Here is a 22,941-nt window from a genome sequence, read left to right as displayed (position 1 = left end):
TCGCTTTCGTCATCTCGTCAGGCGGCGGGTCAGGCCAGGACCAGGCAGTGTTCGGGCCGCCAGCCGAACTCCACCGTCTCGCCGCCGCTCCAGCGGTCCTCCATGCGTGCGCGGGCCGTGTTCTGCTCCAGCACGGACAGCGTGACGCCGGGGGCGAGTTCGATGAGGTAGGTGGTCGTCGGGCCGCTGTAGACGGTCTCGCGGATCACCCCGGACAGCTTCGACATGCCCGGTTCGAAGTCGGACAGCCAGATCTTCTCGGGGCGCACGGAGACGCTGACGGCGGTGCCGTCCGTGATGCCGCCGCGATGGCCGACCGGCAGGGCGGGGCCCGCGTCGAGGGCGACCGCACCGTCCCGGTAGGTGCCGGTCATCAGGTTGGAGGTGCCCATGAAGGAGGCCACGAACCGGCTGGCGGGGTGCTCGTACACGTCCTCGGGAGTGCCGCACTGCTCGATGCGGCCCTCGTTCATCACGGCGATCCGGTCGGACATGGTGAGGGCCTCGTCCTGGTCGTGGGTGACGAAGACGAAGGTGATGCCGACCTCGCGCTGGATCTGCTTGAGCTCCACCTGCATCTGCCGGCGCAGCTTCAGGTCGAGGGCGGCCAGCGGCTCGTCCAGGAGCAGCACGGCCGGGCGGTTGACGAGGGCGCGGGCCAGCGCGACGCGCTGCCGCTGGCCGCCCGAGAGGGTGCGGGGCCTGCGCTCGGCCAGCCCTGCGAGCTGGACCAGTTCCAGCATCTCGCCGACCCGCTGACGCATCTCGGACTTGCCGACGCCCTTGCGCTTGAGGCCGAAGGCCACGTTGTCGGCGACGCTGAGGTGGTCGAAGAGCGCGTAGCTCTGGAAGACCGTGTTGACGTTGCGCCGGTTCGGCGGCAGCGCGGTCACGTTCTCGCCGGCAAGGAGCACCGAGCCCTCGGTCGGGTCGCTGAACCCGCCGATCATGCGCAGCGTGGTGGTCTTGCCGCAGCCGGAGGGGCCCAGCATCGAGAAGAAGTGGCCGGCCTCGATGTCGAGGTCGAGGCGGTGGACGGCGTAGGAGTCCTGGAACTGCTTGGAGACACCGTCGAGCCGGACGGCCGGGGTCGCTTCGGTCGCGTCCATAGGAGTCACTCCCCGGAGAGGATGTCGAGGCCGCCGCGGCGGCCGAAGAGGCGCGGGATGAACAGGGCCACGGCGATCAGGACGATGGAGCCCGCGAGCATGAGCGTGCCGACGGCGTTGATGGTGGGCTGCACGCCGAAACGGATCGCCGAGTAGATCCGCACCGACAGCGGCTGCGGGTCGACGCCGGTGGTGAAGTAGGCGAGGACGAAGTCGTCGAAGACGAGCGCGAAGATCAGGACGGCGGAGGCGAGCACCGCGGGCAGCAGGGCGGGCAGGGTGACCAGGCGGACCGCCTGCCAACGGGTGGCGCCGAGGTCCATGGCGGCCTCCTCCACCTCCGGGTTCAGCGCGGCGACCCGGGAGCGCAGGATGACGGTGACGTAGGAGATGGAGAAGGTGATCTCGGCGAGCATCACCGTGCCGGTCGACAGGGCCACGCCCAGCCCCTTGAACAGGAGCATCGAGGCGACCCCGGTGACGATCTCCGGCGTGATCAGCGGCACCAGCATGATCAGGCCGGCCAGCGAGCCGAGCCGGGTGCGGCAGCGGACCAGGCCGAGCGCGAGCGCCACCCCGAGGACGACCGAACCGGCCATCGCCACCAGGGAGATCCGCAGGCTGGTGCCGAGGGAGGAGAGCAGCACGTCGTCGTGGACGAAGGCGCGGTACCAGCGCAGACTGAACCCGCCGAAGACGGTCAGCGACTTCTTGGAGTTGAAGGAGAACAGGGCGACGACGCCGATGGGCAGGTACAGCAGCGCGAAGAAGACCGCGGTGACGGCGATGAGGACGCGGGGCCCGCGGTCGGCACGCCCCCGTCGCGCGCGGGTGCGGACGCGGCCCGTCGGCCGGGTCGGGTCGGTGGCGGAGGGCAGGCGCAGCAGGGTCATCGGCGGGCCTCCGCCTCGTCCTTGCGGGTGCGCCGCAGGTAGCCGAACATCCCGATCAGCAGCACCAGCATCAGCAGCATGGTGAGCGCGGAGCCCAGCGGCCAGTTCTGGCCCTGGAAGAACTTGTCCTGGATGAGGTTTCCGATCATGATCTGGTCCGGGCCTCCCATGAGCTGTGCGCTGACGAAGTCGCCCATGGCGGGCAGGAAGACCAGGACGAGCCCGGCCGCCGCGCCCTGCCGGGTGGCGGGCAGGGTGACGAAGAAGAAGGTGCGGACCGGGCCGCCGTACAGATCGCGGCCGGCCTCGATGAGGGAGACGTCCAGCCGTTCCAGGGCCGCGTACAGCGGGATGATCATGAAGACGACGAAGCCGTAGACGAGTCCCGCGACCACGCCGACGCCGGTGTTGAGGATCTTCGTGTCGCCGTCGGCGAGGCCCACCGCGCGCAGGGCGCGCAGCAGGGGCCCGTCGTCGGAGAGGACCACCGACCAGCCGTACATGCGGACCAGGTAGTTGGCGAAGAACGGCACCACGATCGCGGCGATCAGGGCGTGCTTGTACCGTCCGCCGTGCAGCGCGATGGTGTACGCCACCGGGTAGGCGACCAGCAGGCAGATCACGCAGGTCAGCACCGCGTAGCCGAGGGAGCGGAGCATGACCTCGGTGTAGGCGGGGTCGGCGAGGGCGCGCACGCCGGACAGGTCGAAGCCGAAGCGCGGGTTGCCCAGTTCGTCGGTGGTGCCGACGGCGAGGACGGCGACCAGGACCAGGGAGGCGATCAGGAACCCGGTCATCCACAGGGTGCCGGGCAGCATGAACCAGGTCCACATTCGGTCGCCGTCGGGGCCGCGCCGGCGGGTGCGCGAGGAGGGGCGGAGCAGTGCCATGTCAGCCCGCCTTCACGTGGGTCCAGGCGGTGTCGCGGGCGTCCTCCGCCGCGCGGCTGCCGTTGCGGAAGAACAGGTCCGCCTTGAGGTCGTCCTGGGTGACGAGGCACTGGGGGAAGGGCTTGACCAGCTCGGCGTAGGTCTTCTCGGTGCCGGCCACCGGCATCGGGTAGCCGATGTACTCGATGTTCTTCTTCGCGTTCTCCGGCCTCAGCATGTAGTCGATGAACAGCATCGCGGTGCCGGGGTGGGGGGCGTTCCAGGGGATGGCGTAGCAGTCGGAGTTGATCGGCGTGCCCTCCTCGGGGGCCTCGAAGCCGAACACGGAGGGGTCCTTGGCCTGGCTGAGCATGGCGGCCATGTCGCCGCTCCAGGCCTGTGTCATGAGGGCGTTGCCGTTGAGGAGGTTGTTGTAGCTGTCGCTGGAGAAGCCGCGCAGCCGGGGCCGCAGGGTGCCCAGGAGCGAGGTGATGCGGTCGAGGTCGTGGCGGTCGCCGGTGCTGACGTCCACGCCGAGGGCGAGGGCGCCCATGCCGAGGACCTCGTCGCGGTCGTCCAGCAGGAAGACCTTCCCCCTGACCTCGTCGCTCCACAGGTCCCGCCAGGACCCGGTCAGCTCGCCGATCCTGTCGCGCCGCCAGCCGATGCCGGTCTTGTACGCGGTGAAGGGGACGGTGTGTGCGGAGCCGGGGTCGTACCAGGGGTCGGCGAAGTAGTCGTAGGCGCCGAACACGGCGTGGGCGTGGGGGAGCTGCGCGTGGTCGATACGGCGCAGCCGGCCGGCGCGGACGAGGCGCTGGGCCCATTTGGCGGAGGGGAAGACGACGTCGTAGCGGTTGCCGGCGTTGAGCTTGGCGACCATGCCCTCCATCGAGTCGAAGTTCGACTGGACGACCTTGACGCCGTACTCCTTCTCGAAGCCCTCGAGCACGGACGGGTCGACGTAGTCGGCCCAGTTGAAGTAGACGAGATCGCCGTCGACGCGTGCCTTCACGGGCGCGAGCGCCTGCGCGTCGGGCGTTTTGGCGGGCATGAACCCGCAGCCGCCGACCGCGGCGCCGAACAGGCCGCAGGTGCCTGCCCGCAGCACGGCGCGTCGGGTCGGTGGGAGTACCTCGGGGGACACGGAACGTCCTCTTTCGTCGAGGAACGGCACGACTCCAGGGCTGGACCGGCGGTGCGGCTCACGGAGGCCCTGACTCCGTGGGAGTGACCGGTCTGGGGAGGGTGCGAGCGTGCGTCAGCGGGAGAGGGGTAAGCCCGTCCGGAGGCATGCGGTGTACGGCGCGCGGCAGGACGTCACTGCGTCGCCCCCTCCAGGTCGTCCCGGACCCGGCGGGCGAACCAGCCGACGGCGGCCTCGCGCTGCGACAGCGGACCCGGCTCGAAACCGGGCGTGCTCAGGCCGGCCTGGACGCGCTCCACCAGTTCGGCGTCCTCGTCGTTGGTGACCCAGCCGATGTGGATGTTCAGCCGGCGGGCCAGCCGGGTGCGGACGCTCTCCCCGTGCTTGGTGTAGAAGGCGCCGGGGATCGCCGCCCGGCCCTGGGCGGTGGGCAGGGCGGTCCACGCGAGCACGTGGTCAGGGTAGAAGTCGATGAGCGTGTTCGGATAGATCACGGCGTACCGCCATACGCGCCGGTCGGCCTCGCCGAGTCCCGGCATGGGGGTCGCGAGCCGCTGGTAGAGACGCTCGGTCCAGTTGGAGGAGGGCTTGTCGCGCAGGGGTGACTCGAACAGGACGTAGTTCTCCTGCACGTCGACGGTGTACGCCTGGTAGTCCAGCAGCCGCATGAGCGCGGGGTGGGCCACGGGGACGTGGTAGCCCTCCAGGTAGTTGTCGACGATCACCTTCCAGTTGGCGTTCTGTTCCTCGCCGCCGGCGAGATCGTGGATGCGGTGCCTGCCGACGGGTACGAGGTCCGCCCCGGCGTAGCGGCCGACGGCCTCGGCGAGCCCCTTGCAGGATTCGGCGAGGGGCGTCGCCTCCATGTCGAGGTTGACGAAGACGAAGCCCAGGAACGACTCCACGTTGACCGGGTGCAGCCCCAGCCCGGGCTTGTCCAGGCAGGGGATCCGGCGAGCCTCGGGGGCGCCGACCAGCCGTCCGTCCAGCTTGTAGGTCCAGCCGTGGTACGGGCAGCGGATCGCCTTGCCGGAGGGCTCCGGTTCCGTCACCAGGCGGGTGCCGCGGTGCCGGCAGACGTTGAGGTGGGCGGCGAGACCGCCGTCCTCGGTGCGCACGACCAGCACCTCCCGGCCGGCCGCGGTCGCGGTCAGCCGGGCGCCCGGGCCGGGCAGGTCGGACTCGTGGCAGACGAGCTGCCAGGACTTGGCGAAGACACGGGCGGTCTCGGCCTCGGCGACGGCCGGATCCGTGTAGTAGCGGGCGGGCAGTGCTTCCCCGGGATGCCCGGGGGGCGGCCCCGGTGGGGCAGGGGAGACGGCGGCCTGCCGTGTGGTCGAGGGGTTCATGGGGTCCTCCTCCGCGCCGCGGCGGCGGCGATGGGCGGTGAGGCTGTACCAGGAAGGGCCGGCGGGGTCGGCGGCGCGCCACCGCGCCGGGTCCGCCGCTTTCCGACTGACTAATTGGTTAGTCAGAGTGGAACCGCCGGGCGGGCAAGTCAAGACTTGTGGCCTGACTAATTAGTTAGTTAGTGTCGTTGCAGGCTGACGGCCAGGGCCTGCGTCCCGGCCGCGCCCCCTCGCACTGGTCCGGACACCTCGTGTCCCCTGCACGGCCCCGAGGCCTGCACCGCGCACCCGCTCCCCCGCCCCGTCCTGCCGTCCGGGCGCCGGAGCGCCTTCCACCCCCGCCATCGCCGCGCCACCCCGTTCCCGGTCGCCCGGGAACGGCGCGACCCCGGAGGCACGCATGAGCGCTCGCCGAAGTCTGGTATGGCTCGGCCTCACGCCGGAGCCCGAACAGGAGCTGCCCGCCGCGGTGGCCGCCCTGCGGGCCCCCGCGGCCGGCCGGCCCCCTGCGGCCCTGGTCACCGCCGAGCGGCGGCGCGTCGAGCGGCTGGTGCTGCGCGGCACCCAGCGCGGCTGGCTGCGCTACCTCCGCGAAGTCACCGACCTGGTCGTCGAGGCCGCGGCGACCTGCCCGACGGCCGACCCCGAGTCGGCACTGCTCGCCGGCGAGGTCGTCCTCGACCACCACCGCATGCTGATCGGCCTGCCCGGCGCCGCCTACGCCCGCACCGCCCCGCAGCGCCACGACCTGGAACGGGCGCTGGCGCGGCTGCGGGACCGCCGGCACGCCGCCCCCTCCGGCCACTCCGGCCACTCAGGCCACTCCGCGTTCAGGAGCACCGTATGACCGGCGTCTTCTCCCTCCTCCCCGAAGGCCGGCACGGTCTGCTCGTGTCGCCGGTGTTCGGTGCCGAGCCGCACCGCGGCGCCGAGGACCTCGCCCGCTACCTCGCGACCGGCGGCTACGCACCACTGAGCCCGCGCCACCGGCTGCTCGACCGGATCGCCGCCGTCGGACTGCGCGGCCGGGGCGGCGCCGGCTTCCCCGCCGCCGTGAAGCTGCGGGCCGTCCGCGACGCACCCGGCCGGCCCGTCGTCGTCGCCAACGGCGAGGAGGGCGAGCCGGGCTCCGTCAAGGACCGGTGGCTGCTGCGGCACCGGCCGCACGTGGTCCTGGACGGACTGCGGCTGGCCGCCGCCATGACCGGTGCCGCACGCGGATTCGTCTACCTCTCCGACGTCCCCGCCGAGCAGGCCGTCCGGCGGGCCCTCGCCGAGCGCCCCGCCGACCTGCCCGTCGAGGTCGTCCGCACCGAGCACACCTACGTGGCGGGGGAGGAGACCGCGGTCGTACGGCGCGTCGACGGCGGTCCGGCCCTGCCCACGGCCAAGCCCCCACGCCCCTTCGAGGCCGGGGTCGGCGGCGCGCCCACCCTGGTCGCCAACGTGGAGACACTGGCGCGTGTCGCGGTGATGCACATGTGCCCGGACGCCGCGGCCGCCGTCGCCGGTGCCCATCTGGTGACCGTCTCCGGGCCGGTCGGCTCCGTGGCCGTGCTGGCCGAGGTGCCCGCCGGCACCCGCCTGGAGGTCCTCGCCGACCTCGGCGGACACGGCGGGGCCGCGGCGGTCCTGCTGGGCGGACTGTTCGGCGGTCTGCACGGCCCGGGCTGGACGGACCTTCCGCTGGACCACGACCGGCTGAACGCGGCCGGCGGCGCACTCGGCTGCGGAGCCCTGCACTTCCTGCACCCGCGGGACTGCCCGGTCGCCCTGGCCACCGAGGCGGTCGCCTACCTGGCGGCGCAGAGCGCCCGGCAGTGCGGGGTGTGCGTCTCCGGCACCGGCGCGCTGGCCCGGACCCTCACCGCCGCCGCACGCGGCGGGGCGGCCCACGACACCACCGACCAGCTGCGCCGCTGGTCGAGGCAGCTGCCCGGCCGCGGGGCCTGCGGACTGCTCGACGCCGCCGCCCGCGTCGTCGCCACCCTGCTCGCCCACTTCCCCGACCGGATCGACGCCCACCGCGGCGCCGCCTGCCCGGCGTGCGCGCAAGCGGCACCCGAGGACGGGCGCCGCTTCACGGTGCCGGTGCCCTGACCCCGCCCCGCCCACGACGAACCCCGAGCACCGAAAGGACCGCACTGTGAAACTCCTGCTGGACTCCACCCGCTGCCAGGGCTACGGCCTCTGCCAGGAACCGGCGCCCGAACTGGTCGACCTCGACGAGTGGGGCTACGCCCAGGTGCGCACGGCCGACGTGCCGTCCGGCGCCGAAGCCGCCGCCGAGGCCGCCGTCGCCGCCTGCCCCAACTCCGCCCTGAGGTTGGTGAAGTGACATGGGACGCGACCTGTCCGCCCTGTTCGACCCCGTCTCCGTCGCCGTCGTCGGAGCCAGCGACGACCCCGCCAAGTACGGCCACGCCATCGCCGCCCAGGCCCTGCGGGCGAACGGCCGCCGCCCCGTCCACCTGGTCAACCGCCGCGGAGGCACGGTGCTCGGGCACACCGCCGCAGCGGGCCTGAGTGCGATCGGCGAACCCGTCGACCTCGCGGTGATCTCCGTGCCCGCCGCCGGCTTCGAGGACGCCGTGGAGGAGGCCCTGCACTGCGGAGCCCGGGCGATCGTCGCGATCACTGCCGGCTTCGCCGAGACCGGCGACGCCGGGCGCGCCCGCCAGCGCGCCGTCGCCGAACGCGTACGCGCCGCCGGCGCCGTGATGGTCGGGCCCAACTGCCTCGGCATCGCCGACAACACCACCGACCTCTTCCTGGCCTCCGACACCTTCGACCCCGGCGGTGTCGCCCTCCTCAGCCAGAGCGGCAACCTCGCCCTCGAACTCCAGCTCCGCTTCCGGCCGCACGGCCTCGGCTTCTCCCGCTTCGTCTCCCTCGGCAACCAGGCCGACGTCACCCTCGTCGACCTGCTCGCCGACTGCGCCCGGCACGAGGGCACCCGGGCCATCGCGGTCTACGCGGAGGACTTCGCCGACGGACGCGCCTTCGCCGAAGCGGCCGCCGACGCCGGCAAACCCGTGGTGCTGCTCACCGGCGGACGCGGCGACGCCTCCGCCCGCAGCGCCCAGTCGCACACCGGGGCCCTGACCACCTCGGCCGACGTGGTGACCGCGGCGTGCCGGGACGCCGGGGTGGAACTGGTCGCCACCCCCCGCGAACTCACCGTCGTCCTGGCCGCGTCGCAGGGCGCGCGGCGCGCCGCCGGCCGCCGGGTCGCCGTGCTCACGGACGGCGGCGGCCACGGGGTCGTCGCCGCCGACGCCGTCGAGGCGGCCGGCCTGACCGTGCCCGAACTGCGCCGGCCCACCCAGGACCACCTCCGCCGTGCGCTGTGGGAACAGTCGGCCGTGGCCAACCCGGTGGACCTCGCCGGGATGGGCGAGCAGAACCCGGGCTCGTACGCGGACACCGTCTCCGCGCTGCTGGCGGCCGAGGAGGTCGACGCCGTCCTGATGACGGGCTACTTCGGCGGCTACGCGGCGGCCGACGGCGGGCTCGGGGGAGGAGGCACCGCGCTCGCGGACGGGGAGCAGGAGGCCGCGCGCCTCATCGCCGCCCGGCACCAAGCCGGCGCGAAACCCCTCGTGGTGCAGTCGATGTACCCCGGGTCGCCCAGCTGCCGCACCCTCGCCGCGGCCGGCATCCCGGTGTTCGGCGCCACCGAGGACGCCGCCCGCGCCCTCGCCGCCACCGCCCCCGCCGCCTCTCCCGCCGCAGTGCACACCGGCGTCACCCCCCTGCCCCACCCGGACGCCCCGCTGCGCGAGGCCGGCTATCTCCCGACGCGCCGGGCCCTCGAAGCGGCCGGACTCGCCTTCCCCGCCGCCCGTGAGATCCACGGCGAGGCGGAACTGCTCGCGGTGACCGAGGAGTTCGGCGGTCCGTACGTCCTCAAGGCGCTCCACCTGCTGCACAAGTCCGACGCGGGCGGTGTGGCGCTCGGCCTGGCCGGACCCGGTGAACTGCGCGCCGCCTTCCGCGAGATGCACGCACGGCTCGGTGCCTCCTCCTACTCCGTGGAGGCCATGGCGGACCTGAGCGACGGCATCGAGCTGATCGTCGGCGTCCACCAGGACCCCCGCTTCGGCCCGGTCGCCATGGTGGGACTGGGCGGGGTGCTGGCCGAGGCCCTGCGCGACGTCGCCTTCGCCCTGGCCCCCGTGTCCGCCGAGCGCGCCCTGCGCCTGCTGCGCGGACTGCGCACCGCCGCCCTGCTCGACGGGGTGCGCGGCCGGCCGGCCGTCGACGTGTCCGCCGCCGCGGCGGCCGTCGAGACGATCACGGCGTTCGCCGCCGCCCACCCCGAGATCGCCGAGATCGAGGTCAACCCGCTGCTCGTCCGCCCGGACGGAGTCCTCGCCCTCGACTCCCGCGCCGTACTCGCCTGACCGACCCCCTCGCGCACCGAACCCGAAGAGGCCCCATGGACATGCGCTACACCCCCGAGCAGGCCGATCTCAAGCGCCGCGCCGCCGACTACGCGCGCCTGCTGATGCGGTACGAGGACCAGTCCGAGCAGGCCGGCGGCCCGCTGCCGCAGCAGCTCGTCACCGAACTGACCCGGGCCGCGATGGACGCCGGCGTCTACGCCATCAACATGCCCGCCGAGTGGGGCGGAGCCGGCCTCTGCCTCCTCGACCAGGTCATCGTCGAGGAGGAGTTCGGCAAGGTCACCAACTGCCTGTGGGACATCCCCTGGCGGCCCGCCAACGTCCTCGCGTACGGCGACGAACGGCAGCGCGAGAAGTACCTGCTGCCCGTGATCCGCGCCGAGAAGTTCGACGCGTTCGCCGTCACCGAGCCGGGTGCGGGATCCGATCCCTCCGCCGGGACCTCCACGGCCACCCGCACCGACGGCGGCTGGCTGCTCAACGGGGAGAAGTGGTTCGTCACCTGCGGCGACATCGCCGACTTCCTGCTGGTGCAGGCGGACGCAGGACCCGACCGGCTGCCCACCCTGTTCTTCGTCGACAAGGCCGCGCCCGGCGTGGAGATGACGCGCGTGCCGCACTTCATGCACTCCGCGGTCAACGGCCACCCCGAATTCACCTTCACCGACGTCTTCGTGGCCGACGAGGACGTGCTCGGCGGTGTCGGAAACGGCTACGAGCTGACCAAGGAGTGGTTCACCGACGAGCGCCTGATGATCGCCGCACGCACCGTCGGCGCCGCCGAGCGCGCCCTGGGACTGGCTCGTGACTGGGCGGTGGAGCGGGAGCAGTTCGGGGCGCCGATCGCCTCGTACCAGCTGATCCAGGGCATGCTCGCGGACTGCGCCGTCGACATCGCCGTCAACCGCGCCTACACCCACCAGGTGGCCTGGGAGGCCGACCAGCCGGGCACCGACCGCAAGACGCTGCACGCCAAGGCCTCCACCGCCAAGCTCGCCGCCAGCGAGGCCGCCGGCCGGGTCGCCGACCGCTGCCTGCAGATCTTCGGTGGACGCGGCTACGACCGCACCTACCCCGTCGAGCGCATGTACCGGGAGCTGCGCGTCGACCGGATCTGGGAGGGCACCTCCGAGATCCAGCGCCTGATCATCGCCAACGAGCTGATCAAGCGCGGCACCCGCGCACTGGCCCTGCCCACCCACTGAAACCGCCCCCGCACCACCCCTAAGCGAGGACTTCCATGGACTTCCGTATCACCCCGCGCCAGGCACAGCTCAAGGCCGACGCCCGCGCCCTCACCGACTTCATCGCCGCCTACGAGACCCGCTGCGAGGAGGACAACGGCCTGCCCGCCGACGTCCACGCCAAGATCCGTGACGCGGTGCTCGACTCCGGTCTCCAGGCCGTCAACATGCCGGCCGAGTGGGGCGGCGCCGGACTCACCGTCGCCGAGCAGGTCACCGTCCAGGAGGAGCTGGGCCGGCTCACCGGCGCCCTGTGGGACATGGTGTGGCGGCCCGCCAACGCCCTCCGCTTCTGCACCCCGGAGCAGCGCGAGCGCTTCCTCGTCCCGGTGATCAAGGGCGAGCGGCGCGACTGCTACGCCGTCACCGAGCGCGGCGCCGGCTCGGACCCGCAGAACATCGCCACCACGGCGACGAAGAACGACCGGGGCTGGGTGCTGAACGGCGAGAAGTGGTTCGTGACGGTCGGCGACCACGCCGACTTCATGATCGTGCTCGCGGCGGCGGGCCCCGAGCGGGCACCCACGCTGTTCCTCGTCGACAAGGACACCCCCGGCATCGAGATGACGCGCGTGCCGCGCTTCATGCACACCTTCGTCTACGAGCACCCGGAGTTCACCTTCACCGACGTCCAGGTCGGCGAGGACGCCGTGCTCGGCGGCATCGGCGAGGGCTACGACATCACCCGCTCCTGGTTCACCGAGGAGCGGCTGATGATCGCGGCCCGCACCACCGGCGCCGCCGAACGCGCCCTGGAGCTGGCCCGTGACTGGGCGGTGGAGCGGGAGCAGTTCGGGGCGCCGATCGCCTCGTACCAGCTGATCCAGGGCATGCTCGCGGACTGCGCCGTCGACATCGCCGTCAACCGCGCCTACACCCACCAGGTCGCCTGGGAGGCCGACCAGGCCTCCGCCGAGGACCGTAAGACGCTGCACGCCAAGGCGTCCATCGCCAAGCTCGCCGCGAGCGAGGCCTCGGGCCGGGTGATCGACCGGTGCCTGCAGATCCACGGCGGGCGCGGCTACGACCGCTCGTACGCCGTCGAGCGGCTCTACCGGGAGCTGCGCGTCGACCGGATCTGGGAGGGCACCTCCGAGATCCAGCGCCTCATCATCGCCAACGAGCTGATCAAGCGCGGCTCGGGCGTCCTGGACCTGCCCACCGCCTGACACCACCGCTCACACACAGATCGAAGGGAAGCTCGGATGACCGACATCGAACGCGTCGGAGTCGTCGGCTGCGGCCTGATGGGTGCGGGCATCGCCGAGGTCTGTGCGCGGGCCGGCCTGCCGGTGACCGTGGTGGAGCGCGACGCGCAGGCGGCCCGCGCGGGCCGCCTGCGCCTCACCCGCTCACTCGACCGGGCCGCCGCCCACGACAGGATCGGCGAAGACCAGCGCGAGGCCGCAGCCGCCCTGATCACCGTGGCCGACCAGATCGAAGCGCTGCACGACCGGGACCTGGTGGTGGAGGCCGTGGCGGAGGACGAGCGGCTCAAACTCGACGTGTTCACCCGCCTCGACTCCGTGGTCGGCGGCGACCACACCGTCCTCGCGACGAACACCTCCTCCATCCCGGTCATCCGGCTCGCCGCCGCGACCGCCCGCCCCGAGCGCGTCGTCGGCGTGCACTTCTTCAACCCGGTGCCGCGCCTCAGGCTCGTCGAACTCGTCCCGTCGCTGCTCACCTCGCCCGCCACCGCGGCACGGGCCGAGGCCTTCGTGACCGGCGCCCTGGGCAAGGAGGTGGTCCGGACCCGGGACCAGGCCGGGTTCGTCGTCAACGCGCTGCTCGTCCCCTATCTGCTGGCCGCCGTCCGCATGGTGGAGTCCGGCAGCGCGAGCGTCGAGGACATCGACCGCGGCATGGTCCTCGGCTGCGCGCACCCGCTCGGCCCGCTGGCCCTGACGGACCTCATCGGTCTGGACACCACCCGCGCCATCGCCGAGTCCCTGTACGCCGAGTTCCGCGAGCCGCAGTACGCACCGCCCCCGCTGCTGTCCCGGATGGTGGAGGCGGGACTGCTGGGGCGGAAGTCGGGAAGGGGCTTCCACGCCTACGCCGAACAGTGAGTCACAGGTGAGGGAAGATGGTCACGGCGTACGACCACCGAACGAGGGGAGCCGCAGGGTGTCCACCAAGGTGCGCACGGCAGACACGCGCGAGCGCATCCTGACCGCGGCGTGCGAGGCCATCGCCGAGATCGGTTTCGAGAAGATCCGGATGCGCATGGTCGCCGAGCGGGCCGGGGTGTCGACGGCGCTGCTGCACTACCACTTCGACACGCGCGAGAAGCTGTTCACCGAGGCGATGACCCACTCCTTCGCCAACACCGCCGTCGACGTGGAACGCGACGCGGAGACGGCCCCGGCCGCGGTCATCCTGGCCCGCATCGTGCGCAACCTGCTGCCGACCGACCCGGAACTGCACCAGGACTGGCGGCTGTGGCAGGAGCTGTGGGTCCGGGCGCTGCGCGACGAGGCCACCCGGACCTATGCCGTGGACCTGTACGCGCAACTGCACGCCTGGGTGGCGGGCGCCGTGCGCCGGGGCATCGAGTCCGGCGAGTTCACGCCGACCGACGTGGACGAGCTCTGCACCCTCGTCCTCTCCCTCAGCGACGGCTACGGCATCCGCCTCATGCTGCGCGATCCGGCGGTCACCCTGGAGACCGCCCTCGCGGCCGTCTGGCGCCATGTGGCCGGCCCGCTGGGCCTGCCGGACACCGTGCCCGAGGGCGGTTGACTCCGCGGGAGTTACCGGCGGGGACGCTCGAAGGTCAGCAGCAGGCCCTCGACCGCACCCGGGCCTATGCGGCCCTTGACGTCGGCGGAGGTGAGGGCCTTCAGGGCCCAGCCGTCCTCGGCGTGCTTGTTCAGCACCTTCTCCAGCTTGTCGCTGTCCAGGGCGTCGCCGATCAGCGACTCCCGGAAGGTGACGACCTTGTACTCGTACGTGTAGGCGCTGCTCATGCTGCGAAGTCCTCCTGCTCGCCGGGCCGGTGGCCGGGTGACGGCCGGGGCAAGCTAACCATCACCGGGGCACTCATGAGGAGGCCGGCCACGACGACGGCACCTCCTCGCCCTGTGCGAAAGCGTGCGGGACGGCGTTTCAGGGCGTGAGCATCCGGTCCTGCTCCACCAGCGGAGTGCCGTCGTGCCAGGGCAGCGCCTTGCCGAAACGGACCAGCTCGCCGTAGAGGGCGGGATCGACGTGCTCGGCGAGGATCAGGTCGAGGACGGCTTCGGCGGCCCGGGCCGGCGACCGGGCCGCGCCGTGGTCGCTGAACCAGGGGCGCGACGTGGCGGTGTCGACCATGCCGGGGCACACCGCCGCGATCAGGGTGCCGGTGGCGAGGTCGTGGGCCCGGCGTTCGGCGGCGACCGCGCGGACGGCGGCGACCTGGGCCACCTTCGAGGGCACGTTCAACCAGACCGGCCAGCCCGCCTCCTGCGCGGTCTTGTCGTGGACGGCGCTGCGCCAGGACTCGACGGCGTACTCGACCTGGTCGAGGCTCGCGCCGTCGAACAGGTGGTGCAGCCGCGGGGCGAGGTGACCGAGCGTTCCCAGGCTGCTGGCCACGACGAGCAGCCGGCCGCCCGGGCGCAGGACGGGCCCGAAGGAGCGCAGGACCGCGTGCGTGGCGCTGTTGGAGACGTCGATGAACTCGTCCGCCCGCTCGGCCTGGGACTCCTCGGGCAGCAGTCGGGCGACCGCGTTGGAGACGACGATGTCGACACCGCCGTACCGTGCCCGGAGTTCGTCGGCGAGGCGGGCCATGGCGTCGGTGTCCGTGACGTCCAGGACCCGTCCCGCGACGCGGGCGCGGGTGCCGGGCAGCAGGCCCGCCTCGCGGGCGGCGTCCGTGACGCGCTCAGGGTTGCGGCCGGTGAGCAGGACCAGGTCCTCCGGGTCCATACGGGCGGCCAGCCCCTCGACCAGAGCACGGCCGAGTCCTTGGTTGGCGCCCGTGACGAGGGCGATGCGGGAAGCGTTCATGCGTTCCACGCTAGGAACCCCGCCTCCATGAGTCCAACGAAAGTTCGGCACAGCTCGTATGCGTGAACGTCATGGGTGGACCACCGGTGGAGCAGCGGACGTGCCGACCGCTGCGCGGGGGCGTAGCGTCCGTCGTGGGGCCTGGTGCCGGGCTGGAGGTGCCTCGTGACCGGTGAGGGCGAGGGGGTGAGGGGCACGGACCCGCTGGATGCCGAGTTCGCGGAGACGGTGCGCCGGACGGGCGCCACCATCGGCGCCCTGTACCTCCTCGCACCGGACGAGCAGCGGTTGTTCCTGCACCTGCTCTACGGGGCCCCGTCGGACTTCGCGGAGCCGTGGACGACGATCCCGGTGACCGCCCCGGCGCCGGTGGCCGATGCGGTGCGTGAGGACCGCATGGTGTGGGTGGGCAGCCAGGAGGAGATGGCGCGCTCCTATCCGCGCACCGCGCTGGCGCTGCCGTATCCGCTGGCGCTGGCCACCGCACCGGTCACCGGCGTCCGCAGCTGGGGCTCCCTGCTGCTGATGTGGCCGGCCACCCGTCCGCCGTACATGACGCAGCGGGAGCGCGGACACATCACCGCCAGCTGCGGACGCCTGGCCCGGATGCTCGAGGAAGCCGTCGAGCGCGGAAGCTTCCCGGCCCCGGGTGACCCCCCGCACGTCCTCGCGACCGGAGTGGGCCGCCGCTCCGCCACCCCGGCGTTGGCGGCCGCCGACTTCGTCGAACGGCTGCCCGGCGGCAGCTGCGCCCTGGACCTGGAGGGACGTTTCACCTATCTCAGCTCGGGCGCCTGCGAGTTGCTGGACCGCGAGGCCGGTGAGCTCCTCGGCACCCGGCCCTGGCAGTCCCTGCGCTGGCTCGACGACCCCGTCTACGAGGACCGCTACCGCGCCGCGGTGATCAGCCGCGAGCCGGTCGTCTTCACGGCGTGCCGCCCGCCCGACCGCTGGCTGGACTTCCATCTCTACCCGGACGCCAGCGGCATCAGCGTCCGCGTCGTTCCCAGCGAGATGAAGGCCCCGCCCGCCCTGGTGCCACGGGTCCCGGGCGACCCGGCGCCGCCCCGCGCGGGCCGGCTGCACCAGCTGATGCACCTGGCCGCGGCGCTGACCGAGGTCGTCGGCGTCCAGGACGTCATCGACCTGGTGGCCGACCAGATCATGCCCGCCTTCGGCGCCGACTCCCTGGTCCTGTCCACCGCCGAGGCCGGGCGGCTGCGGATCACCGGACACCGCGGCTACGACCCGCGGACCATCGAGCGTCTCGACGGTCTGTCGCTCCACACCGCCTTCACGCCGGCCGGGCAGACCCTCGCCACCGGCATCCCCGCGTTCTTCGACGACCGGGAGGAGATGCGGCGCGTCTACCCCGAGGCCCTGACGGTCAGCGGCAAACAGGCCTGGGCCTTCCTGCCGCTGATCGTCTCCGGCCGGCCCGTCGGCTGCTGCATCCTGTCCTACGACCGGCCGCACCCGTTCCCGGCCGAGGAACGCGCCGTCATGACGTCACTCGCCGGCCTCATCGCCCAGGCCCTGGACCGCGCCCGCCTCTACGACGCCAAGCACGACCTCGCCCACAGCCTCCAGCAGGCGCTGCTGCCGCGCACCCTGCCCACGGTCCCCGGGCTCGGGGTCGCCGCCCGCTATCTGCCCGCCACCCGGGGCATGGACATCGGCGGCGACTTCTACGACCTCATCCCGCTCGGCGACACCGCCGTCGCCGCCGTCATCGGCGACGTCCAGGGGCATGACGCGGCCGCCGCCGCCCTCATGGGGCAGGTGCGCACCGCCGTCCACGCCCACTCGGCCCTCGGCATCGACCCGGGCCAGGTGCTCTCCCGGACCAACCGGCTGCTCACCGATCTGGAGCCGGACCTGTTCACCAGTTGCCTCTATGCCTGCATCGACCTCGTCGGCCGCCGGGTGACGATGGCCGACGCCGGTCATCCGCCACCGCTCGTACGGCTGCCCGACCGGGAGACCCGGCCCGTCGACGTGCTGCCCGGACCGCCCCTGGGCATCGACCCCGGCGCCGTCTTCCCCGTGACCGAGCTGACGCTCACCCCCGGCCTCCTGCTGGCCTTCTACACCGACGGTCTCGTCGAGACACCGGGGGTCGACCTGGACGACTCCATCGCCGACCTCGCCCACCGCCTCGCCTGGGCCGACGACCGGGACCTGGACCTGCTCATCGACGCACTCGTACGCACGGGGGGACCCAGCGCCCAGCGCACCGACGACATCGCGCTCCTCGTCCTCCACCACACGGCGCACGGGTGAGGGACGATCACGACCCGGGGCGGGTCTCGTCGCCCGAGGCCGTCCCGGGTCTGGTGTAGAGGATCTCGCGGGCCTGCTCCGCGGCGCGGACGAGGCTCTCGGAGACGAAGTCGAGGAAGCGGGCGACGTTCTCGAGGCGGGTGGCCGCGGGGGTGTCGGGGCCGAGGACGGCGACGCCCTGCCGGGCGGTCTCCACCAGCTCGTCGTTGGACCGGGCGCTGCGGAGCATCGACTGGTACCAGAGGTCGTCGTCGACGATGTAGCGCTCGCGACGGCGTTCGTCGCGTTCCCGGCGGACGAGGTCCATGTTCGCGAGGAACGTGATCGCTTTGGAGACGGACGCGGGGCTGACCTGGAGGCGCTGGGCGAGTTCGGAGGCGGTGAGGCTGCCCGAGTCGGTGACGTAGAGGCAGGCCAGCACCCGGGCCGTCATCTTGGGCAGACCCGACGTCATGAAGACGGTGGTCAGCCTCTCCTGGTACTCGGTCACGACCTCGGCGTCGCGTCCGTGGGACTGCGGGACCGACTCCGGCCCGCGGGCGGAGGCGGGCCTGCGTCGGTGAGCGCGGCGTTCGGTGGCGCGGTGGGCCAGGTCGGCCCGGTAGGCGGTGGGGCCGCCGTTGCGCATCACCTCGCGTGTGACCGTCGAGGTCGGACGGTCGAGGCGGCGGGCGATCTCGGCGTAGGCGAGGCCGTCGGCCAGTCCCAGCGCGATCTGCTGGCGTTCCTGCTGGGTGAGCCTGCCTCCCGGCATCGCGGTCTCCTCGGTGATCCCTCGTGGTGGGTCCTGCCCCGCCACTATAGCGTTCACTTCGGAACCATTGCAACGAGCGACCTTGGCGTCGTTGCGTTACTTGTATTGCTGTTGCAACACTTCAACGGTTCTGAGCTGGAATAATGCCCATTCTCTGCAACGAGCGTGTTGCCATGCAGTGGAAAGCAACGTAGCGTTTCCGGTGACAGGAAAAAGGTGCAAGCAAGGGAGAGCACGATGCAGAAGTTCGACACGCCCGCCACGATCTCCGCCGTCCTGGACATCCCCGCCGGACGCATCCAGCTCATCGCCGCCGACCGCTCCGACACCACCGTCGAGGTCCTGCCCGCCGACGCCGCCAAGAGGCGCGACGTCCAGACAGCCGAGCAGACCACCGTCAGCTGTGCCGACGGCGTCCTGCAGATCCGCACCGCCGAGCCCAGGAACCGGCTCCTCGGCCCCTCCGGCTCCCTGGAGATCACCGTCAAGCTGCCCGCCGGCTCCCGCGTCGAGGCCAGGACCGCCGGCTGTGAGCTGCGTGGCGTCGGCCGCCTCGGTGACGTCGCCTTCGAAGGCGCGTACCGCCGGATCAAGGTCGACGAGGCCGCGAGCCTGCGCCTCACCGCGCTCGACGGCGACGTCGAGGTCGGCCGGCTGGGCGGCCCGGCGGAGATCAGCACCACACGGGGCGACATCCGGATCGCCGAGGCCGTGCGCGGCACGGTCGTGCTCCGCACCCAGTCCGGCGACATCACGGTCGGCGCCGCCGTCGGCGTCTCCGCCGCCCTGGACGCCGACACCGCCTACGGCCGCATCAGCAACGCCCTCAAGAACGACGGCACCACCGGACTCGACATCCGCGCCACCACCTCCCACGGCGACATCACCGCCCGCAGCCTCTGAAGGGCGCGTGGAGGACCGGGCGTCTGCGGTGGGCCGGTCCCTCGCGGGCCGGCAGTCGAGGACTCAGGGGGAGTGCAGCTCCTTCAGGACGGCCTGCCCGGCCGTGCGGTGTCCGGCCGCCGCGGCCGGGTCCGTCGCGTCCAGGACGACCGCGATGCCGTCGTGGGCCCGCGCCTCCTCGTACCGGTTGCCCAGCCTCGGGGCCAGCTCCAGCGCCTGCCGGTGCAGCCGCAGCGCCTCCTCGGGCAGGCCGGCGAGCCGACAGGTCTCCGCATAGCCGTTGAGGAAATGGATCTTCCAGTGTTCCTCGAACAACTCGTCGAGCAGCGCGAACGCCTCCCGGTGGGCGGCCAGCGCCTCCTCGTACCGGCCCGTCTGCCGCAGCGCGACCCCCAGACAGTTCAGGCACCACGCCTGGTTGTGCAGGTGCCCGTCCTCCCGGGCCAGCGCCAGCGCCCGGTGCAGGTGCTCCACGGCCTCCCCGGGTTCCTCCGGGGCGATGGCCACGCCGAGCGTGATCCGGGCCGTCAGCGCGGGCGGCCACGCGGGATCGGAGTGCGGGACGTCCAGCACCTCCCGCGCCCGCTGCGCCGCCTCTTCACGGTGGCCCAGCTGGAGCATCGTCCAGGCCTCCGACGCGGCGGCGTCGGCCACGCCCGTCGGACAGCCCGCCCGCTCGTACAACGTGCCCGCCAGCCGGAACAGTGCGAGCGGCTCCTCGACATGCCCCTCGTCCCAGCTCAGACAGCCGCGGCGCATGGCCAGTTCGGCCTCCGCCCGGGCGTCGCCCGCCTGGGACACCCGGAGTCCGGCCGCCTCGTACGCGGCGGCGGCCTCCGCCATCCGGCCCGCGTTGTAGCGCGCGAAGCCCAGATCGCTGTGCGCCTCGGCCAGTCGGAGCGGATCGCCCAGGCGTTCGGCGGCGGCGAGCGACCGCTCGAAGAGGACGTTGAGATGCGTCGTGCCGCAGCGCCGCGCGAAGTACGCCCGCAGAAAACGGGGCAGCTCGCACACGTGCAGGTCGGCGCCGACGGCGGCGGCCGTCTCGAAGGCGGCCAGCAGGTTGCCGTACTCGGTGACGAGCCAGGCGAAGGCCGCGTTCTTGTCCTCGAACTGCGGCAGTTCGGCCGGGCGCCGGCCCGCGGAGACCGCCCGGCCGGACGACAGGAACGGCATCGCGGCGTCGGCGGCGGCCGCCGCGTGCACGTAGTAGTCGAGCACGCGGCCCAGCGCCCGCTCCCGCTCGGCGGCCGAATCCTGCTCCTCCGCGGCCCGCCGGGCGTGCTGGTGCACCAGGTCGTGCAGCCGGTAGTGGCCCGCCGTCGGCTGCTGGACGAGGTGGGCGTCGACCAGGTCCTCCAGCATCGCCCGGGCCGTGGACAACGGCACGTCCGCCAGCGCCGCCACCACGTACTCGTCGAAGGACGCCCCGGGCAGCAGGCCCAGCATCCGGAACAGGCGGGCCTGGGACCGGTTCAGCTGCCGGACCGACATGGCGAACGCGGTGTCGAACTCGCCGGCCCCCTGCGCCATCCGCTCGACCAGGATGCCCACGGTCCAGCCCGGCCGGTGCCGCAGCCGGGCCGCGGCCAGCCGCAGGGCCAGCGGCAGATGGCCGCACAGCCGCAGCACCTCGGCGGCGGACTCCGGGTCACGGCCCAGCCTGCCGTCGGGGCCGCCGGGGTCCCCGCTGGCACGGGCCAGCAGCTCCGCGCTCTCCCGCGGGCTCAGCACGTCGAGCGAGACCGGGGGCACCTCGTCCAGGCCGAGCAGCCGGTTACGGCTCGTGATCAGGGCGACGGACGCGCCTGCCCCGGGCAGCAGCGGGCGCACCTGGTCGGCGTCGGCGGCGTTGTCGAGGACCACGACGACCCGGCGGCGGGCCAGTTCCGACCGCCAGCAGGCGGCCAGCTGCTCGAGCCCCTCCTGCGGGACCCGCTCGGACGGGACGTCGAGCGCGGCCAGCAGCATCCGCAGCGCGGAGTCGGGATCGAGCGGGGGCCGGCCCTCGGTGAAGCCGTGCAGGTCCACGTAGAGCTGGGCGTCCGGGAAGCCGGCGGCGAGCCGGTGCGCGGCGTGCACCGCCAGACAGCTCTTGCCGACGCCCGCCATGCCGTCGACGGACACCGCCCGATGGCTGTCGAGCGCGGCGAACACGGCGGCCAGCTGCTCCTCGCGCCCCGTGAAGTCGGGCACGTCGCGCGGCAGGTCGTTGCGGGGCAGCGGGCGTACCTGACGGCTGCTCTTCGGAGGTGCCGGCAACGGGTTCGACGCCCGCTCCCACAGCGGACGCAGCGGACGGGGGTCGCGCTTGACGAGCCGGCACAGTGCGACCACCGCCGGCCAGGGCGGCACGGTCTGTCCGTTGAGGTAGCGGGACAGCGACGAGGAGCTGAGCCCGGCGTCCCGCGCCAGGGCCCGCACGCCGAGCCCGGAGAGTTCCTGCAGCAGACGCAGCCGGGCGGCCAGCTCCTCCTGCGGTCCGGCCTTCGCCGTCCGGTCCTGTACGTCCACCGTTCCCCGCTCTCCTGTCCCGCTCCGCGACGTCCCCGGCCGGCCGTCCCGCCCGGGAAGAACTCTCCTGGGCCAAGTCGCCGCTGGTCAAAGGCGTTTCAGCTGTCCCACGGTGTCCCATCGCCATGGTTCATGGCAAGTCGGTCCGGTGTCATCGAGTCATGCCCCGACGACAGCGGGGCGCCGACCCGGAAAGAGGAGCGAATCCCGTGCAGTCCCGCATGCAGAACCCCGCCGTCGTGCTGTCCGGCGCGATGCAGCCCATCCAGGAGATCCTCAAGACCGTGCACACCGGTGGCGTGGAAGGGCAGACGCTGGAACTGGTGCATCTGCGGGTCAGCCAGATCAACGGCTGCAGCGCCTGTGTCGACGGCGGCGCCAAGGCGGCCCGCAAGGCCGGCGTGAACGACGAGCGGCTGGCCGCGGTCGCCGCCTGGCGCGAGGCCCCGTACTTCACCGACGAGGAGCGCGCGGCCCTCGCCCTGGCCGAGGCGTCCACCCGGATGGCCGACCGTCCCGACGCGGTGAGCGACGAGATCTGGGACGCCGCCGCCACCTACTTCGACGAGAAGCAACTGGCCGCGATCGTCCTGATGATCGGCGTCACCAACCTGTTCAACCGGCTCAACGGCACGACCCGGCAGATCGCCGGCGCCTGGGGGTGAGCCCCGCCGCCGAGCTCGAGCCGTTCTCGAGCCGGATCCGATACTGATCGAGTCGTGCGGGGCCCGACCCCGTCACTGCCGAGCTTCGACGAAGCCGCCCCCGCGGCGACCCTCCACCACGAAGATGTACCTGCCGCACCGGCTACCGGGAAGGAACCCCCACTGATGTCCGACAAGAGCGTGACCGACACGTCGTCCGAGGCGTTCACCGACGAAGAGCGCGCCGCGATGAAGGAGCGCGCCAAGGAGCTGAAGTCGACCGCGCGCCGCGGCAGCTCCAAGGCCGCCAAGGCGGCGGAGGACGAGGCCGCCGTGGTCGCGAAGATCGCCGAGATGCAGGACTCGGACCGTGCCATGGCCGAGCGTATCCACGCCGTCGTCAAGGACGCCGCGCCGGAGCTCGCCCCGAAGCTCTGGTACGGCATGCCCGCGTACGCCCAGGACGGCAAGGTGGTCTGCTTCTTCCAGAGCGCGGAGAAGTTCAAGTCCCGGTACGCGACGTTCGGCTTCAGCGACAAGGCGAACCTCGACGACGGCAACGTGTGGCCGGCTTCCTACGCCCTGACGAAGCTGACCGCCGCCGACGAGGCCCGCATCGCCGAGCTGGTCAAGAAGGCGGTGAACTGAAGGCCGCGGAGCCACACACCACGACGCGGGGCTGCCTGACGCGTCCCGTCCCGCCCGGCCGTCCGCACGGACCGCCGGGCGGCTGCCGTGCGGCGGGTACCGCCCGGCGGGCAGCCGGCGGCCCGCGCCGGGACCGACGCGGTACGCGGCGGCGCGGTGAGGTGTTCGGGTGGAGC

Annotated in this window: 21 protein-coding genes; 12 read left to right on the top strand and 9 right to left on the bottom strand. The window is 72.8% G+C overall.

The features are described from left to right. Window positions 1-29 precede the first annotated feature (29 nt). The 5 genes from ACIHEJ_RS05070 to ACIHEJ_RS05050 form a co-directional block, all read right to left on the bottom strand. Window positions 30-1,109, bottom strand: coding sequence for an ABC transporter ATP-binding protein (locus tag ACIHEJ_RS05070; protein WP_400132244.1), 1,080 nt, complete (start codon window positions 1,107-1,109; stop codon window positions 30-32). A gap of 5 nt (window positions 1,110-1,114) precedes the next feature. Further along, a complete protein-coding gene (locus tag ACIHEJ_RS05065; RefSeq protein WP_400132243.1) occupies window positions 1,115-2,002 on the bottom strand; it encodes an ABC transporter permease in 888 nt (295 codons plus the stop codon). Further along, the gene (locus ACIHEJ_RS05060; protein ID WP_400132242.1) at window positions 1,999-2,892 is read right to left on the bottom strand and encodes an ABC transporter permease; all 894 of its coding nucleotides are present in this window, start codon (window positions 2,890-2,892) and stop codon (window positions 1,999-2,001) included. Before ACIHEJ_RS05060 ends, ACIHEJ_RS05065 begins: the two co-directional genes overlap by 4 nt. Before the next feature lies 1 nt (window position 2,893). Continuing rightward, on the bottom strand, window positions 2,894-4,018 hold the full coding sequence (locus ACIHEJ_RS05055) for a spermidine/putrescine ABC transporter substrate-binding protein (RefSeq protein WP_400132241.1): 1,125 nt from the start codon (window positions 4,016-4,018) through the stop codon (window positions 2,894-2,896). Window positions 4,019-4,191: 173 nt separating this feature from the next. Beyond that, window positions 4,192-5,367: an aromatic ring-hydroxylating dioxygenase subunit alpha gene (locus tag ACIHEJ_RS05050; RefSeq protein WP_400132240.1), complete on the bottom strand. Its 1,176-nt coding sequence runs from the start codon at window positions 5,365-5,367 to the stop codon at window positions 4,192-4,194. A gap of 400 nt (window positions 5,368-5,767) precedes the next feature. Here ACIHEJ_RS05050 and ACIHEJ_RS05045 point away from each other — a divergent pair, with 400 nt between their 5' ends. From ACIHEJ_RS05045 to ACIHEJ_RS05010, 8 genes are read left to right on the top strand one after another with little or no spacing between them, the layout of a single operon-like run. Further along, window positions 5,768-6,214, top strand: a complete 447-nt coding sequence (locus ACIHEJ_RS05045; protein ID WP_400132239.1) for a hypothetical protein — start codon at window positions 5,768-5,770, stop codon at window positions 6,212-6,214. Then, on the top strand, window positions 6,211-7,467 hold the full coding sequence (locus ACIHEJ_RS05040; RefSeq protein WP_400132238.1) for an NADH-ubiquinone oxidoreductase-F iron-sulfur binding region domain-containing protein: 1,257 nt from the start codon (window positions 6,211-6,213) through the stop codon (window positions 7,465-7,467). The genes ACIHEJ_RS05045 and ACIHEJ_RS05040 overlap by 4 nt, the downstream gene beginning before the upstream one ends. Window positions 7,468-7,513: 46 nt before the next feature. Then, window positions 7,514-7,705 (top strand): ferredoxin, encoded by a 192-nt coding sequence (locus tag ACIHEJ_RS05035; protein WP_400132237.1) that lies wholly within the window; start codon window positions 7,514-7,516, stop codon window positions 7,703-7,705. 1 nt (window position 7,706) lies between these two features. Continuing rightward, a complete protein-coding gene (locus ACIHEJ_RS05030) occupies window positions 7,707-9,773 on the top strand; it encodes an acetate--CoA ligase family protein (RefSeq protein ID WP_400132236.1) in 2,067 nt (688 codons plus the stop codon). Between the two features lie 35 nt (window positions 9,774-9,808). Beyond that, window positions 9,809-10,981, top strand: coding sequence for an acyl-CoA dehydrogenase family protein (locus tag ACIHEJ_RS05025; RefSeq protein WP_400132235.1), 1,173 nt, complete (start codon window positions 9,809-9,811; stop codon window positions 10,979-10,981). Window positions 10,982-11,016: 35 nt separating this feature from the next. Further along, window positions 11,017-12,189 (top strand): acyl-CoA dehydrogenase family protein, encoded by a 1,173-nt coding sequence (locus ACIHEJ_RS05020; protein ID WP_400132234.1) that lies wholly within the window; start codon window positions 11,017-11,019, stop codon window positions 12,187-12,189. A 36-nt stretch (window positions 12,190-12,225) separates the two neighbouring features. Continuing rightward, window positions 12,226-13,092: a 3-hydroxybutyryl-CoA dehydrogenase gene (locus tag ACIHEJ_RS05015; RefSeq protein WP_400132233.1), complete on the top strand. Its 867-nt coding sequence runs from the start codon at window positions 12,226-12,228 to the stop codon at window positions 13,090-13,092. A 58-nt stretch (window positions 13,093-13,150) separates the two neighbouring features. Beyond that, window positions 13,151-13,765 carry a TetR/AcrR family transcriptional regulator gene (locus ACIHEJ_RS05010; protein ID WP_400132232.1) on the top strand — a complete coding sequence of 205 codons (615 nt, stop codon included), beginning with the start codon at window positions 13,151-13,153 and terminating at the stop codon, window positions 13,763-13,765. Window positions 13,766-13,776: 11 nt separating this feature from the next. On the opposite strand, the gene ACIHEJ_RS05005 is transcribed toward ACIHEJ_RS05010, so the two are convergent. Continuing rightward, window positions 13,777-13,992, bottom strand: coding sequence for a DUF4177 domain-containing protein (locus ACIHEJ_RS05005; RefSeq protein ID WP_400132231.1), 216 nt, complete (start codon window positions 13,990-13,992; stop codon window positions 13,777-13,779). Window positions 13,993-14,131: 139 nt separating this feature from the next. Next, window positions 14,132-15,019: an SDR family NAD(P)-dependent oxidoreductase gene (locus ACIHEJ_RS05000; protein WP_400132230.1), complete on the bottom strand. Its 888-nt coding sequence runs from the start codon at window positions 15,017-15,019 to the stop codon at window positions 14,132-14,134. Window positions 15,020-15,184: 165 nt separating this feature from the next. Here ACIHEJ_RS05000 and ACIHEJ_RS04995 point away from each other — a divergent pair, with 165 nt between their 5' ends. Further along, window positions 15,185-17,302: a SpoIIE family protein phosphatase gene (locus tag ACIHEJ_RS04995; protein WP_400132229.1), complete on the top strand. Its 2,118-nt coding sequence runs from the start codon at window positions 15,185-15,187 to the stop codon at window positions 17,300-17,302. Window positions 17,303-17,309: 7 nt separating this feature from the next. Here ACIHEJ_RS04995 and ACIHEJ_RS04990 read toward each other — a convergent pair whose 3' ends face one another. Then, window positions 17,310-18,056, bottom strand: coding sequence for a helix-turn-helix domain-containing protein (locus ACIHEJ_RS04990; protein WP_400132228.1), 747 nt, complete (start codon window positions 18,054-18,056; stop codon window positions 17,310-17,312). Window positions 18,057-18,293: 237 nt separating this feature from the next. Here ACIHEJ_RS04990 and ACIHEJ_RS04985 point away from each other — a divergent pair, with 237 nt between their 5' ends. After that, window positions 18,294-18,959, top strand: coding sequence for a DUF4097 family beta strand repeat-containing protein (locus ACIHEJ_RS04985; RefSeq protein ID WP_400132227.1), 666 nt, complete (start codon window positions 18,294-18,296; stop codon window positions 18,957-18,959). A gap of 63 nt (window positions 18,960-19,022) precedes the next feature. On the opposite strand, the gene ACIHEJ_RS04980 is transcribed toward ACIHEJ_RS04985, so the two are convergent. After that, window positions 19,023-21,473 carry an ATP-binding protein gene (locus ACIHEJ_RS04980; protein WP_400132226.1) on the bottom strand — a complete coding sequence of 817 codons (2,451 nt, stop codon included), beginning with the start codon at window positions 21,471-21,473 and terminating at the stop codon, window positions 19,023-19,025. 209 nt (window positions 21,474-21,682) lie between these two features. On the opposite strand from ACIHEJ_RS04980, the gene ACIHEJ_RS04975 reads away from it, so the two are divergent. Both ACIHEJ_RS04975 and ACIHEJ_RS04970 read left to right on the top strand, forming a co-directional pair. Further along, entirely contained in the window at window positions 21,683-22,138 is a 456-nt protein-coding gene (locus ACIHEJ_RS04975) for a carboxymuconolactone decarboxylase family protein (RefSeq protein ID WP_400132225.1), read from the top strand. A 165-nt stretch (window positions 22,139-22,303) separates the two neighbouring features. Beyond that, entirely contained in the window at window positions 22,304-22,765 is a 462-nt protein-coding gene (locus ACIHEJ_RS04970; protein WP_400132224.1) for an iron chaperone, read from the top strand. Window positions 22,766-22,941: the final 176 nt, after the last annotated feature.

Origin of the sequence: Streptomyces sp. NPDC052301 (genome assembly GCF_044593395.1) — a bacterium.
Taxonomy (GTDB): Bacteria; Actinomycetota; Actinomycetes; order Streptomycetales; family Streptomycetaceae; genus Streptomyces.
Note: the sequence above shows the minus strand (reverse complement) of the source record. Positions and strands in the feature narration are given on the sequence as shown.

Coding starts and splice junctions, on each gene's coding strand:
- ACIHEJ_RS04985 (WP_400132227.1), top strand. CDS start 18,294: ATGCAGAAGTTCGACACGCCCGCCACGATCTCCGCCGTCCTGGACATC.
- ACIHEJ_RS05045 (WP_400132239.1), top strand. CDS start 5,768: ATGAGCGCTCGCCGAAGTCTGGTATGGCTCGGCCTCACGCCGGAGCCC.
- ACIHEJ_RS04990 (WP_400132228.1), bottom strand. CDS start 18,056: ATGCCGGGAGGCAGGCTCACCCAGCAGGAACGCCAGCAGATCGCGCTG.
- ACIHEJ_RS05020 (WP_400132234.1), top strand. CDS start 11,017: ATGGACTTCCGTATCACCCCGCGCCAGGCACAGCTCAAGGCCGACGCC.
- ACIHEJ_RS05070 (WP_400132244.1), bottom strand. CDS start 1,109: ATGGACGCGACCGAAGCGACCCCGGCCGTCCGGCTCGACGGTGTCTCC.
- ACIHEJ_RS05065 (WP_400132243.1), bottom strand. CDS start 2,002: ATGACCCTGCTGCGCCTGCCCTCCGCCACCGACCCGACCCGGCCGACG.
- ACIHEJ_RS05050 (WP_400132240.1), bottom strand. CDS start 5,367: ATGAACCCCTCGACCACACGGCAGGCCGCCGTCTCCCCTGCCCCACCG.
- ACIHEJ_RS05025 (WP_400132235.1), top strand. CDS start 9,809: ATGGACATGCGCTACACCCCCGAGCAGGCCGATCTCAAGCGCCGCGCC.
- ACIHEJ_RS04970 (WP_400132224.1), top strand. CDS start 22,304: ATGTCCGACAAGAGCGTGACCGACACGTCGTCCGAGGCGTTCACCGAC.
- ACIHEJ_RS05060 (WP_400132242.1), bottom strand. CDS start 2,892: ATGGCACTGCTCCGCCCCTCCTCGCGCACCCGCCGGCGCGGCCCCGAC.
- ACIHEJ_RS05040 (WP_400132238.1), top strand. CDS start 6,211: ATGACCGGCGTCTTCTCCCTCCTCCCCGAAGGCCGGCACGGTCTGCTC.
- ACIHEJ_RS05000 (WP_400132230.1), bottom strand. CDS start 15,019: ATGAACGCTTCCCGCATCGCCCTCGTCACGGGCGCCAACCAAGGACTC.
- ACIHEJ_RS05015 (WP_400132233.1), top strand. CDS start 12,226: ATGACCGACATCGAACGCGTCGGAGTCGTCGGCTGCGGCCTGATGGGT.
- ACIHEJ_RS05005 (WP_400132231.1), bottom strand. CDS start 13,992: ATGAGCAGCGCCTACACGTACGAGTACAAGGTCGTCACCTTCCGGGAG.
- ACIHEJ_RS05030 (WP_400132236.1), top strand. CDS start 7,707: ATGGGACGCGACCTGTCCGCCCTGTTCGACCCCGTCTCCGTCGCCGTC.